At 65.2% G+C, this 11,384-nt stretch carries 11 protein-coding genes and 1 pseudogene; 6 read left to right on the plus strand and 6 right to left on the minus strand.

Annotated elements, in window-relative coordinates; translation table 11 throughout:
- The first annotated feature begins 154 nt into the window (after positions 1–154).
- Positions 155–910 carry a L,D-transpeptidase gene (locus ASD44_RS17860; RefSeq protein WP_056115073.1) on the plus strand — a complete coding sequence of 252 codons (756 nt, stop codon included), beginning with the start codon at positions 155–157 and terminating at the stop codon, positions 908–910.
- 261 nt (positions 911–1,171) lie between these two features.
- On the opposite strand, the gene glcF is transcribed toward ASD44_RS17860, so the two are convergent.
- The 3 genes from glcF to ASD44_RS17880 are packed head-to-tail and all read right to left on the minus strand — an operon-like array spanning position 1,172 to position 5,186.
- Positions 1,172–2,470, minus strand: coding sequence for a glycolate oxidase subunit GlcF (gene glcF, locus ASD44_RS17870; RefSeq protein WP_056115078.1), 1,299 nt, complete (start codon positions 2,468–2,470; stop codon positions 1,172–1,174).
- The gene (glcE, locus tag ASD44_RS17875; RefSeq protein ID WP_056115081.1) at positions 2,470–3,690 is read right to left on the minus strand and encodes a glycolate oxidase subunit GlcE; all 1,221 of its coding nucleotides are present in this window, start codon (positions 3,688–3,690) and stop codon (positions 2,470–2,472) included. Before glcE ends, glcF begins: the two co-directional genes overlap by 1 nt.
- Entirely contained in the window at positions 3,690–5,186 is a 1,497-nt protein-coding gene (locus ASD44_RS17880) for an FAD-linked oxidase C-terminal domain-containing protein (protein ID WP_056115084.1), read from the minus strand. Before ASD44_RS17880 ends, glcE begins: the two co-directional genes overlap by 1 nt.
- A gap of 196 nt (positions 5,187–5,382) precedes the next feature.
- Here ASD44_RS17880 and ASD44_RS17885 point away from each other — a divergent pair, with 196 nt between their 5' ends.
- The 3 genes from ASD44_RS17885 to ASD44_RS17895 are packed head-to-tail and all read left to right on the plus strand — an operon-like array spanning position 5,383 to position 8,140.
- Positions 5,383–6,180 (plus strand): FCD domain-containing protein, encoded by a 798-nt coding sequence (locus ASD44_RS17885; protein WP_056115086.1) that lies wholly within the window; start codon positions 5,383–5,385, stop codon positions 6,178–6,180.
- A 29-nt stretch (positions 6,181–6,209) separates the two neighbouring features.
- Positions 6,210–7,346, plus strand: coding sequence for an alpha-hydroxy acid oxidase (locus ASD44_RS17890; RefSeq protein WP_056115089.1), 1,137 nt, complete (start codon positions 6,210–6,212; stop codon positions 7,344–7,346).
- A gap of 26 nt (positions 7,347–7,372) precedes the next feature.
- Complete coding sequence (locus ASD44_RS17895; protein WP_244478800.1) at positions 7,373–8,140, plus strand: metallophosphoesterase family protein; 768 nt, start codon at positions 7,373–7,375, stop codon at positions 8,138–8,140.
- Here ASD44_RS17895 and ASD44_RS18890 read toward each other — a convergent pair.
- Positions 8,113–8,244 (minus strand): hypothetical protein, encoded by a 132-nt coding sequence (locus tag ASD44_RS18890; protein ID WP_274533102.1) that lies wholly within the window; start codon positions 8,242–8,244, stop codon positions 8,113–8,115. The genes ASD44_RS17895 and ASD44_RS18890 overlap by 28 nt on opposite strands.
- A 285-nt stretch (positions 8,245–8,529) precedes the next feature.
- Complete coding sequence (locus tag ASD44_RS17900; protein WP_056115092.1) at positions 8,530–9,228, minus strand: type 1 glutamine amidotransferase; 699 nt, start codon at positions 9,226–9,228, stop codon at positions 8,530–8,532.
- A gap of 130 nt (positions 9,229–9,358) precedes the next feature.
- Here ASD44_RS17900 and ASD44_RS17905 point away from each other — a divergent pair, with 130 nt between their 5' ends.
- Positions 9,359–10,003, plus strand: a complete 645-nt coding sequence (locus ASD44_RS17905; RefSeq protein ID WP_244478801.1) for a hypothetical protein — start codon at positions 9,359–9,361, stop codon at positions 10,001–10,003.
- 48 nt (positions 10,004–10,051) lie between these two features.
- Complete coding sequence (locus ASD44_RS17910; protein WP_056115098.1) at positions 10,052–10,789, plus strand: 16S rRNA (uracil(1498)-N(3))-methyltransferase; 738 nt, start codon at positions 10,052–10,054, stop codon at positions 10,787–10,789.
- 373 nt (positions 10,790–11,162) lie between these two features.
- On the opposite strand, the pseudogene ASD44_RS18625 reads toward ASD44_RS17910, so the two are convergent.
- Positions 11,163–11,384, minus strand: a pseudogene (locus tag ASD44_RS18625) (hypothetical protein); the annotation flags it as partial.

An 11,384-nucleotide genomic window follows, 5' to 3' on the forward strand; every position in this document is an offset into this window, starting at 1 on the left:
CCGGTAACCACACCAAAAGGTTTACTGACAAAGCGGCATTTTAATCGTTCGCGATTCACCATTCGGTTGCTCCCGCCGCCTCAGATTGAACGCCGCAGCCGGAACTGGACACCCGTTTCCGGCAAGGTTGACGATCGAGTTGAGAGTGCATCCGATGAACAGGTTTTTATCTTCGCTTTGTGCCGTGGCAGGCGTTCTGGCGGTCGCCTCGCCTTCCATGGCCAATGACCGATATGCGCAACGCCCGCCGGTGGTGGTAAGCCCCGACCTTTCAGCGCCTTGGGTGCTGCAGCTGGAAGGCGCGCCAGGCATCGTGCGCCAGGCGCGGCCACAGGCGCCGCGTGTCCGCTATCGCGATCCTGGCATGGGACAAGTCCGGTCGGCCCCCATGCGCCCCGATCCAACGCGAACCGCCGCCGTGCGGCCAAACAGAACGGCCAGCCGCCCGCAGATCAACCCGATCTATCTGCCGCAGGAGGTCGACTACGACGGCGGCCAGAAGCCAGGCACGGTCATTATCGACACCAGGCAGAATTTCCTTTTCCTGGTGGAAGGAGACGGCAAGGCGCGGCGCTATGGCGTAGGCACCGGCAAACCGGGCTTCGAATGGGCCGGAACCCACAAGGTCAGCGCCAAGCGCGAATGGCCTGACTGGCGCCCGCCGTCGGAAATGATCGCCCGCGAGAGGGCCAAGGGCCGCTATCTCCCCACCTATCTTGCCGGCGGCATCGAAAACCCGCTCGGCGCGCGCGCTCTCTATCTCGGCTCGACGCTCTATCGCATCCACGGCACCAACCAGCCATGGACCATCGGCGGCGCGGTTTCATCCGGCTGCATTCGCATGCGCAACGAAGATGTCGTCGATCTCTATGACCGCGTGACCGTTGGCACCAAGGTCGTTGTGATGTAGTCTTTTGGGACTAAAGGGGGACAGGCCGTGTGAGGGATACGGCCAGTCGGAATAAGGGCAGCGCCACTTCCATGGCGTTGCCCTTATTCTTTTGGCGGTTTGGTCCGGGTTTGCGCCGGGAGCGCAGGTTTTCAAAGCCCATGTAATGATCCACGTCAGATGTGTTCCTCCGGCCGCCCGCCAACATGATCACGACGATCGCCACGAAAATCAGGATGGCGTACAACGTTTCCATGAAAGCGATACAGGGCGCTGCGAATTTCAGACACCTGCCGGGCGTTCGCCGCCATAGGCCCAGTCGAGCAGCTTGACCGTATGCACCACCGGCATCCGCGCCGCCGAGGCGATCTGCGTGATGCAGCCTATGTTGCCGGTGGCGACGATGTCGGCGCCGGTTTCCTCGATGTTGCGGACCTTGCGATCGCGCAGTCGGGCGGAAATCTCGGGTTGCAGGATGTTGTAGGTGCCGGCGGAGCCGCAGCACAGATGTCCCTCGCGCGGTTCGCGCACGGTGAACCCGGCCTTCGCCAGCAATTCTTTGGGTTGCCGGACGATCTTCTGCCCATGCTGCATGGAACACGCCGAATGATAGGCGACGACGACACCGGGTTCGACCACCGGTTTCGGTAGTTCCAGCGTTGCCAGATATTCGGTGACGTCCTTGGCCAGCGCGGAGACTGTCTTCGCCTTCTCCGCATAGGCAGGGTCGAGACGCAGCATGAAGCCATAGTCCTTGATCGTCGTGCCACAGCCGGAAGCCGTGATGACGATGGCGTCCAGCCCGCCTTGCTCGATCTGCCGCGTCCAGGCGTCGACGTTGCGCCGCGCGGCGGCAAGCGCGTCCTTCTCCCGGCCCATATGGTGTACCAGTGCACCGCAGCAGCCTTCGCCTTCGGGAATGACGACCTCGACGCCGAGCCGGGTCAGCAGCGAAATCGTCGCCTCGTTGATGCCGGGCTCCAGCACCGATTGCGCGCAGCCGGTGAGCAGCGCGACCCGGCCATTTGGTTTGGCCTGCGGCGCATGGCGGCCGGGTTTCGAGACGGGGGAGGAGGCGGGTACGCTGGCCGGCGCCAGCGCCAGCATGGCGGCCAGCGGCTTCAATGCTGGCATGCTGTTGAACAGCCCGACGAACGGTTTGCCAAGCTTCGCCAGCCTCAGCGCCGCGCGGAAGCGGGCCGGATAGGGCAGCACGAAAGCCAGCAGCGCGCGGATGGTGCGGTCCGCCAATGGCCGCCGATAGGTCTGCTCAATATGCATGCGGGCATGGTCGACCAGATGCATGTAGTTCACGCCGGAGGGGCATGTGGTCATGCAGGAGAGGCAGGACAGGCAACGGTCGATATGTGTGACGGTTTCCTTGTCCGCCGCCCGCCCGTTTTCCAGCATGTCCTTGATGAGGTAAATGCGTCCGCGCGGGCTGTCCAGCTCGTTGCCCAGCGTCACATAGGTTGGGCAGGTGGCGGTGCAGAAGCCGCAATGCACGCAGGCGCGCAGGATTTTCTCCGACTCCGCCACATGCGGATCGGCAAGCTGGGCAAGGGAAAAATTGGTCTGCATTACGGTTCCTGGGCCGTGGTCATGCGGCCGGGGTTGAGAATGGTCTTCGGGTCGAACTCCGCTTTCAGCCGCGCCGAAAGCGTGGCGAGCGCCGGCGGTTGCGGCTCGAACACCGGCACTACGGCGCGATCGGCCGGCGTGGCCCGCACCAGCGTGGCGTGGCCGCCGCCGAATTGCCGCACCAGTCCGCGAATGAGACCGGCTTCCGGATCGCCAGCCTCCATGCGCAGCCAGACCAATCCGCCTTGCCAGTCGTAGAATACCTCCGCCGCCGCCTGCATGCGCAGCGCCATGACCATCCGGTGGCCCTCGGCCGGCGCCATGGAAATGCGCCACAGCGGCTGCTTGCCACCGTCGGCAAAGGGAGCGCAGTCGCGTATGTCCCGCCACAGCGCGCGCGAAGCCGCGTCGGGAATCTCATCGAGCGGTCCGGCGTTCTTCAGCAGGCTTTTGAGATGTTCTATCCGATAGGTGACGGACGGCCCGAAACCTTCAACACGCAACAAGGTCGCCGCCCCGCCGCCGATCATTCCACCGGCAACGCGCGCGGCGATCCTCTGAGGCAGGTGCGCGGCGCTGGAAACCTCGGCGCTCGATCCCATCGCCAGGGCCATCGCCGCCGCGGCCTGCTCGTCGAAAAGCCCGCGCACGGCAAGAGTCGTCTCGGTTTCCGCCGCCGGCAGCACCTTGAAGGTCACGTCGGTCAGGACGGCCAGCGTGCCCCACGATCCGGCCAGGAGCTTCGACATGTCATAACCGGTGACGTTCTTGACCACGCGCCCGCCCGATTTGAAGGCCTCGCCGCGTCCGGACACCGCGTTTATGCCGAGGATATGATCGCGCGCCGCGCCCGCCTTGAGGCGTCGCGGGCCGGCAAGGTTTGCCGCAAGCATTCCGCCCAGCGTGCCTTTGCCCCGCGCGCCGCCGAGCAGCGGTCCGTAGTCCATCGGCTCGAAGGCGAATTGCTGGCCATTCTCTGCAAGAAGCTGTTCGATATCCGCCAATGGCGTGCCCGCTCTGGCCGAAAGCACCAGTTCCTCCGGTTCATAGAGCGTTACGCCGGTTAATCGGGAAAGGTCGAGCGTGTGTTCGGTCTGTAGCGGCCGGCCTATGCCGCGCTTGGAGCCGTGGCCGACGATTTCGAGCGGCATCTCCTCTCCTGCCGCCCATTGGACGGCGGCCAGAACCTCTTCGCTGGAACCGGGGGTGAAAGTCGCCACTAGAACCTCGGAATATCCGGAAACGCCGTCAGGCCGCGGTGAACGTGCATCCGTCCCAGCTCGGCGCAGCGGCGCAGTTGCGGAAACACCTTGCCGGGGTTGAGCAGATGGTTCGGGTCGAAGGCGCATTTCACCCGCATCTGCTGGTCGAGATCCACCTCGTTGAACATCTCCGGCATCAGGTCGCGCTTTTCGACGCCGACGCCATGTTCGCCGGTCAGCACGCCGCCGACCTGCACGCAGAGCCGCAAAATGTCGGCCCCGAAAGCCTCTGCCTTGTCCAATTCTCCGGGCACGTTCGCATCGTAGAGGATCAGCGGATGCAGATTGCCGTCGCCGGCATGGAACACGTTGGCGACGCCCAATCCGTATTTCGCCGACAGCTCCTTCATGCCGTGCAGCACTTTCGGAAGTTCCTTGCGCGGGATGGTGCCGTCCATGCAGTAGTAGTCCGGCGAAATGCGCCCCACCGCCGGGAATGCCGCCTTGCGCCCGGCCCAGAAGGTCAGGCGTTCCTCCTCCGACTGCGAGACCCGGCAGGTGGTCGAGCCGTTGCGGAAGGCGATGGCCTCGACCGCGCCGATGAGGTGATCGACCTCAACCGCCGGCCCGTCCAGTTCCACGATGAGCAGCGCCTCGACATCGAGCGGATAGTCGGCGTGGACGAAATCCTCCGCCGCGTGGATCGCCGGCCGGTCCATCATCTCCATGCCGCCCGGAATGATGCCGGCGCCGATGATGTCGGCGACGCATTGGCCGCCCTGTTCGCTGCTTGGGAAGCCGATCAGCACGGCGCGCGCCGTCTCCGGTTTCTTCAGGATGCGCACCGTCACTTCGGTGACGACGCCGAGCAGCCCTTCGGATCCGGTCATCACGCCAAGCAGATCGTAGCCTTCGCTGTCGAGATGCTTGCCGCCGAGGCGAACGACCTCGCCGTTCATCAGCACCATCTCGATGCCGAGCACGTTGTTGGCTGTCAGCCCGTATTTCAGGCAGTGCACGCCGCCGGAATTTTCCGCGACATTGCCGCCGATGGAGCAGGCGATCTGCGACGAGGGGTCCGGCGCATAGTAGAAACCCTCGCGTTCGACCGCGGTGGTGATGCCGAGATTGGTGACGCCTGGCTGCGCGACCACGGCGCGGTTCGGATAGTCGATTTCCAGGATCCGGTTGAAACGGCTCATCACCAGCAGCACCGCGTCCTCCAGCGGCAGCGCCCCGCCCGACAGCGATGTGCCGGAGCCGCGCGGCACGACACGGATACCGCGCTCGTCGCAATATTTCAGGATGCGCGACACCTGGGCGACGGTTTCCGGCAGCACCACGACCAGCGGCAGCTGGCGATAGGCGGTCAGTCCGTCGCTTTCGAAAGCCCGCATTTCGTTGACCGTGTCGACGACGCCCTCGCCGGGAACGATGATGCGCATGTCGCCGACGATCTCGGCGCGGCGCGCAAGCGTCCCTTTGTCTGGCGCAGGCATGACGATGCCGGACATGAAGTGCCCTTTGCTGAATGGTAAAAAGGATTTACCAGTTGGCGATACGCGTTGCAAATCCTGCTTTGGATCAAGGCTGGTATCCTCAAATCCCATGCGGTGGAACCGGTTTGACTGCCGCTGCCAGATTGGATAAATAATTTTACCAGTTGGCAACGGCCCGCATGCGAGGGCGCGAACGCAACAGGCCCTTTCAGTGAGTGATATTTTCTCCAGGATCGAGCATTCACGCACCGCCGACGAGGTGGTCGGGCAGTTCGAGACGCTCATTCTGGAAGGCGTCCTGCGCACCGGCGACCGTCTGCCCGGCGAACGCGAACTGGCGCGGCAGTTCGAGGTGTCGCGTCCCATTCTGCGCGATGCGCTCAAGCTTCTGGAGACACGCGGGCTGCTGGTCAGCCGGCCGGGCGGCGGCACCTTCGTCGCCGATGTCATCGGGCAGGTGTTCTCCAAGCCGGTGATGGATCTGATCTCCACACATCGCAAGGCGACTGCCGACTATCTCGAATACCGGCGCGAGATCGAGGGCGTCGCCGCCGAATACGCGGCCCGCCGCGCCACGCCGGACGATCTTGCACTGCTCGACGCGATCATGGCGCGCATGGACGAGGCGCACCGCACCGGCAATTTCGACGACGAGGCGGAAATCGACGTCGAGTTCCACCACGCGGTCGGCGAGTGCGCGCACAATGTCATACTGCTGCACACGCTGCGCTCCTGCTACCGGCTTCTGTCCGACGGCGTGTTCCACAACCGCCTGCTCGTCTTCAGCCTGCCCGGCGCCCGCGACGAACTGCTTGCGCAGCACCGTGCCATCCATGCGGCGGTGAAGGCCGGTGACCCGGCCGCCGCGCGCGAAGCCGCCATGGCCCACATCAGCTATGTCGAGCGCTCCATGGCGGAAGCCGAGCGCACCGGCGACTGGCAGCGCGTGTCGCGGCTTCGGTTGCGCCAGCGCGGCGGCGATCTCGAACCTGCCCGTAAACGCTCCTGAAGCACGATTTTTAACAATGGATTGAACCCATGAGCACAGTTCTCACCATCGCCGACCTCAAGGAGCGTGCGCGGCGGCGCGTGCCGAAAATGTTCTTCGACTATGCCGATTCCGGCGCCTGGACGGAGGGCACCTATCGCGCCAACGAGGAGGATTTCGCCAGGATCAAACTGCGCCAGCGGGTGCTTGTCGACATGACGAACCGCTCGCTGGAAACCACGATGATCGGCGAGAAGGTGTCGATGCCGGTGGCGCTAGCCCCCACCGGCCTGACAGGCATGCAGCATGCCGACGGCGAGATGCTGGCGGCGCAGGCGGCGGAAGAGTTCGGCGTGCCCTTTACGCTGTCCACCATGAGCATCTGTTCCATCGAGGACGTCGCCTCCGTCACCAAGAAGCCGTTCTGGTTCCAGCTTTATGTCATGCGCGACCGCGATTTCGTCTTCAACCTCATCGACCGCGCCAAGGCGGCGGGCTGCTCGGCGCTGGTGCTGACGCTCGACCTGCAGATCCTCGGCCAACGCCACAAGGATCTGCGCAACGGCCTGTCGGCGCCGCCGAAATTCACGCCCAAGCATATCTGGCAGATGGCGACGCGGCCGCACTGGTGCCGCGCCATGATGGGCACGCAGCGCCGCACCTTCCGCAACATCGCCGGCCACGCCAAGGGCGTTACCGACCTGTCATCCCTGTCCGCCTGGACAGCCGAGCAGTTCGACCCCAAGCTGTCCTGGGCGGATGTCGAGTGGATCAAGGAGCGCTGGGGCGGCAAGCTGATCCTGAAAGGCATCCTCGACCGCGAGGACGCGGAAATGGCGGCGAAGACCGGCGCCGACGCCATCATCGTTTCCAACCATGGCGGCCGCCAGCTCGACGGCGCGCCGTCCTCCATCTCCGTGCTGGAGGAGATCGCCGATGCGGTAGGCGACAAGATCGAGGTGCATCTCGATGGCGGCATCCGTTCCGGCCAGGACGTGCTGAAGGCTCGATGCCTCGGCGCCAGGGGCACCTATATCGGCAGGCCGTTCCTCTATGGGCTCGGCGCCGGCGGCAAGGCCGGCGTGACGCAGGCGCTGGAGATCATCCGGCGCGAGCTCGACCTGACCATGGCGCTGTGCGGCAAGCGCGACATCAACACGGTTGGCAAGGACATGCTGCACCGGTAGGACGGCATTCGACAGCGGAGGCCGCTTTGACAGCCGTCGATTTTCTGCAGGCACGCGCGCCCCAAGGCGTGCGGCTCTATGCCATTGGCGACGTTCATGGCCGGTTCGACCTGCTGTCCGCGATGCATGAGCGGATCGCCGCGGATGTGGAGCGGGACAAGCCTTTCGACTGGCGCGTCATCCACCTTGGCGACTACATCGATCGCGGCCCGGATTCCCGCCGCGTGCTGGACTTCCTGATCGCGGCGAAGCAGCGGGACGACCGCGCCATCACGCTGACCGGCAATCATGAACTGGGGCTGCTGGATTTCCTCGCCAATCCCGACCCCGACGCACTGTTCGTCCGTTACGGTGGTGTTGAGACGGCGCGATCCTACGGCGTTGAGCTTTTGCGGGACGGGTCGGTCGCGCAAGGCCACCGCGATCTGCTTGCAGCTCTGCCGCGATCACATCTGGAATTCATCCGCTCGTTGGCGTTTTCCTTCGAGGCAGGCGATTTTTTCTTCTGCCACGCCGGTGTCAGGCCGGGCATTGCGCTCGCGCAGCAGTCAAACCGGGACCTGACGTGGATCCGCGACGAGTTCCTGAACGATGGCAGCCTGCACGGGAAAATCGTCGTCCATGGCCATACGCCGGTGCAGCAGCCCGATGTCCGGCGCAACCGGGTCAATCTCGACACCTATGCCTGCGGCAGCGGACGCCTTACGGCGCTGCGCGTCGATGGCGCCGTCAAGCAGATCCTGACGGTCTCGGACGATGGCAGGTTTCAGCGCAGGGATGCGGTGACGCCGTAGCCGTCCACGGCATTGTGTTCGTTGGAGGCATCGGCGGTGTAGATGCCGAAACCGCAAAGCGCGATGGCCGACAACATGGCAAAGGACAGAAGCGCTGCTTTCACGGAAGTCATCTCTGGTTTGGCTTTCTGCATCACTGCATGCCGTTTGTTACGAATGCGTTGCTAAACGCGTTTGCTGTGTCAGGGTTTCGGTGGTTTTGAACTTCCCCTTGCCTCTGTGTCGCTGAAGCAACACAAAAGGTTCAGCCCAAGGGTTGTTCGGTGTCATTGCCGCTACAGCGCGGCGCGGCTTCTAGGCCGGGGCACGGCCTCAGGCCAAGTGGAAAAGTGATCGTCCACAGTGGATTCCAGCCGGCGTGCCAAATCTGCAACGGTTGGTCCGACTGGTCAGACCATGTCCACCCAGGCGCGGGCGATGGCCAGCCCGGCGGCGTCCGCCCCCGGGCCTTTGCGCGCCATCTCGGCTTCAAGCCGCTGCGGCCAGTCCGGGTGCCTTGCGGCGATGGTCGGGGCGAAGGTCGTGCTCCAGTCACGCACCATCTCGCTGTCGGCCTCGAAATGGAACTGGAAGCCATAGACCGCGCGCCCGATCCGGAATGCCTGGTTCGCCGTTGCATCGTTGCCGGCAAGGCGCACCGCGCCGGGTGGCAGCGAGAAGGTGTCGTCGTGCCACTGGAAGATCGGGAAGCGTTCCGGAACCTTGCCGAGGACCAAGTCCGTTTTCGCTTCCGGCGCAAGCGCCACGCCGCACCAGCCGAATTCCATGGCGCCACCGATGCGGTTTTCGCCGCCGAACGCCCGCGCGACCAACTGCGCGCCGAGGCAGATGCCAAGCACGGCGCGGTCCCGTTCGGCAAAATCGCGAAGCAGCGCCAGCAGGTCGGGGAAATAGGGATAGTCGTCGTCGGCCAGCGCGTTCTGCTCGCCGCCCAGTACGATGACGGCGTCGTGCCGGGCCGCATCCGAAGGCAACGGATCGCCAAGGTAGGGCTTGCGCAGATCGATCGCCACTCCTGCCTCGACTAGCGCCGTGCCGACCTGGCCAAGGCCCGTATTGTCGAAATTCTGGACGACCAGCACCCGCATTGAAAACCTGCTGACATGAAATGAGCCCGATCAGCGATATCATTGCTGCCATGAGCCGGCCAAGTGGCGCCGGCATTGCCTTGGGAAAAATCTCGTGACGGCGCAGGACAGGCCTCAAAGGAAACGGCCATTGCAGAACCGGGTAGATCCGTTCGGCGCCATCCATGCCGTGCCCGAGCGCGGCCTGTTCACCGGCAATCGCGGCATCATCCACGATCCGGACACGAAGACGCTGCTGCGCAAGCGCTGGGCCTTGCGCGCCTGGATCATATGCGCATGCGACTTCAAGGGCCGCCGCCGCGAGCCGATGGGCCGCAACCGGTTGGTCGAGGGCGAGCCGAAGCCCGGCTGGACGGAACTGTTCTTCCTCGACGAAGTGACGGCGCTCGCCGCCGGCCACCGGCCCTGCTTCTTCTGCCGCCGCGAACGGGCTATCGACTATGTAAGCCGCTTCGGCGCGGCCTTCGACATTGCCGAACCGAGGGCGCCGATGGCCGATGCGCGGTTGCACCGGGAGCGGCTGGCCTCGGGCGGCAGGCCGGTTCCGCTTGCCCGCAACGAACTCGGCCTGCTGCCGGATGGCGCGATGATCGCGGCGGACGGGCAGGCCTTCGCCATCCGTCAGGGCAGGGGGCTGCCCTGGTCCTTCGGCGGCTATGGCGCGCCGGTCGCGCTGGACCGGCTGGAAAGCGCTGCCCTGCTCACCCCCGCGACCTCGCTCGCCGTGCTGCGTCAGGGGTACCGCCCGGTGTGGCACGCGAGCGCGGAGGATTGAACCGAAGCCGCTCTTGACGCTCCCGCCAGCCTGCCGCATGGATCGCCCATGCGCGCCAATTACCGACTGCAACGGCTTTTCGTGCCCGACGATCTTGCCGAGGGGGCGGAGGTCGAGCCTGCCCCGCAGCAGAGCCATTACCTGATGCATGTGCTGCGACTGGCCGAAGGCGCCGAGGTGCTCCTGTTCAACGGCCGCGACGGCGAATGGCTGGCCACGGTCGCGGCGCGCACGAAGAAATCGCTGCGCCTCAAGGTCGCCAGCCCGCAGCGGCCGCAGCCGCCGCTGCCCGACCTCGTCTACTGCTTCGCGCCGCTGAAACAGGGCCGGCTCGACTACCTGGTGCAGAAGGCGGTGGAAATGGGCGCCGGCACTCTCCAGCCGGTCATCACCCAGCACACACAGGTGGCGAAGGCAGGCACGGACCGCCTTGCCGCCAACGTCATCGAAGCCGCCGAGCAGTGCGGTATCCTCGCCGTGCCGGAAGTGCGCGAGGCGGTCAAGTTCGAGCGCCTGCTGGCCGGCTGGGACAGCGAACGGCGGCTGATCTTCTGCGACGAGGATGCCGCGACCGACAACCCGCTGCCGGCGCTTCGGTCCATCGGCGAAAAGAAACTCGCTCTGCTGGTCGGGCCGGAGGGCGGTTTTTCGGACGACGAGCGCCGCACGCTGCGGGCGCTGCCCTTCGTCACCGCCATTCCGCTCGGGCCGCGCATCCTGCGCGCCGACACCGCCGCCGTCGCCGCCCTTGCCGTCATCCAGGCGACGGTGGGCGATTGGGGCTAAACGCCACATTCGCGGTGGGTCACATCCTTTCAGGATAGCCGCCACCTTCGTCATCCTGAGCGTGGCGTGATCGCGCCATCTGCCTTCTCCCCTTGTGGGAGAAGGTGTCGAGGCGGAGCCGAGACGGATGAGGGTTATAGGCAAAGTGCGCCCGAATGGGTCTGGAACACCCCTCATCCGACCGCGCCTTCGCTCCGCTCGGCCCGGCCATCTTCTCCCACAAGGGGGAGGGTAAAGTGCTGACACACGTCATCCTTCCCACGCCCGGGTTTTCGCCCGTCTGGCCATTGTCATGGAAGATGCGGCAGGTCCGCCGCGATCTGGAAACGGCCGCCGCGCAGCATGTCGTGCGTGGACGGCGAGGCGGCTGGCTTCACGATGTGTCGGGAGTGGGCATTGCCGCTGCCGGACGGTCCATCCGCATGGCCGGCTTGCGCCGCTGCGCCCGTGCTCCGCTCGCATCGGCCGGCGCGAACCGCCTCGCCGAGAGGAGACACAGCGCCAGCGCGGCGGCAACCGCCCGCAAACGCATCGCAAGGCGCACGGCGTCGTCGGGCCCGTCCTCATCACCGGTGGCGGCCATCCATTGGCCGGC

Origin of the sequence: Mesorhizobium sp. Root554, assembly GCF_001427025.1 — a bacterium.
Taxonomy (GTDB): Bacteria; Pseudomonadota; Alphaproteobacteria; order Rhizobiales; family Rhizobiaceae; genus Mesorhizobium.

What these genes read in the sequence shown, in the direction of transcription:
- ASD44_RS17860 (WP_056115073.1), top strand. Translation starts at nt 155, where the DNA reads ATGAACAGGTTTTTATCTTCGCTTTGTGCCGTGGCAGGCGTTCTGGCG.
- ASD44_RS17880 (WP_056115084.1), bottom strand. Translation starts at nt 5,186, where the DNA reads ATGTCCGGCATCGTCATGCCTGCGCCAGACAAAGGGACGCTTGCGCGC.
- ASD44_RS17890 (WP_056115089.1), top strand. Translation starts at nt 6,210, where the DNA reads ATGAGCACAGTTCTCACCATCGCCGACCTCAAGGAGCGTGCGCGGCGG.
- ASD44_RS17910 (WP_056115098.1), top strand. Translation starts at nt 10,052, where the DNA reads ATGCGCGCCAATTACCGACTGCAACGGCTTTTCGTGCCCGACGATCTT.
- ASD44_RS17900 (WP_056115092.1), bottom strand. Translation starts at nt 9,228, where the DNA reads ATGCGGGTGCTGGTCGTCCAGAATTTCGACAATACGGGCCTTGGCCAG.
- glcF (WP_056115078.1), bottom strand. Translation starts at nt 2,470, where the DNA reads ATGCAGACCAATTTTTCCCTTGCCCAGCTTGCCGATCCGCATGTGGCG.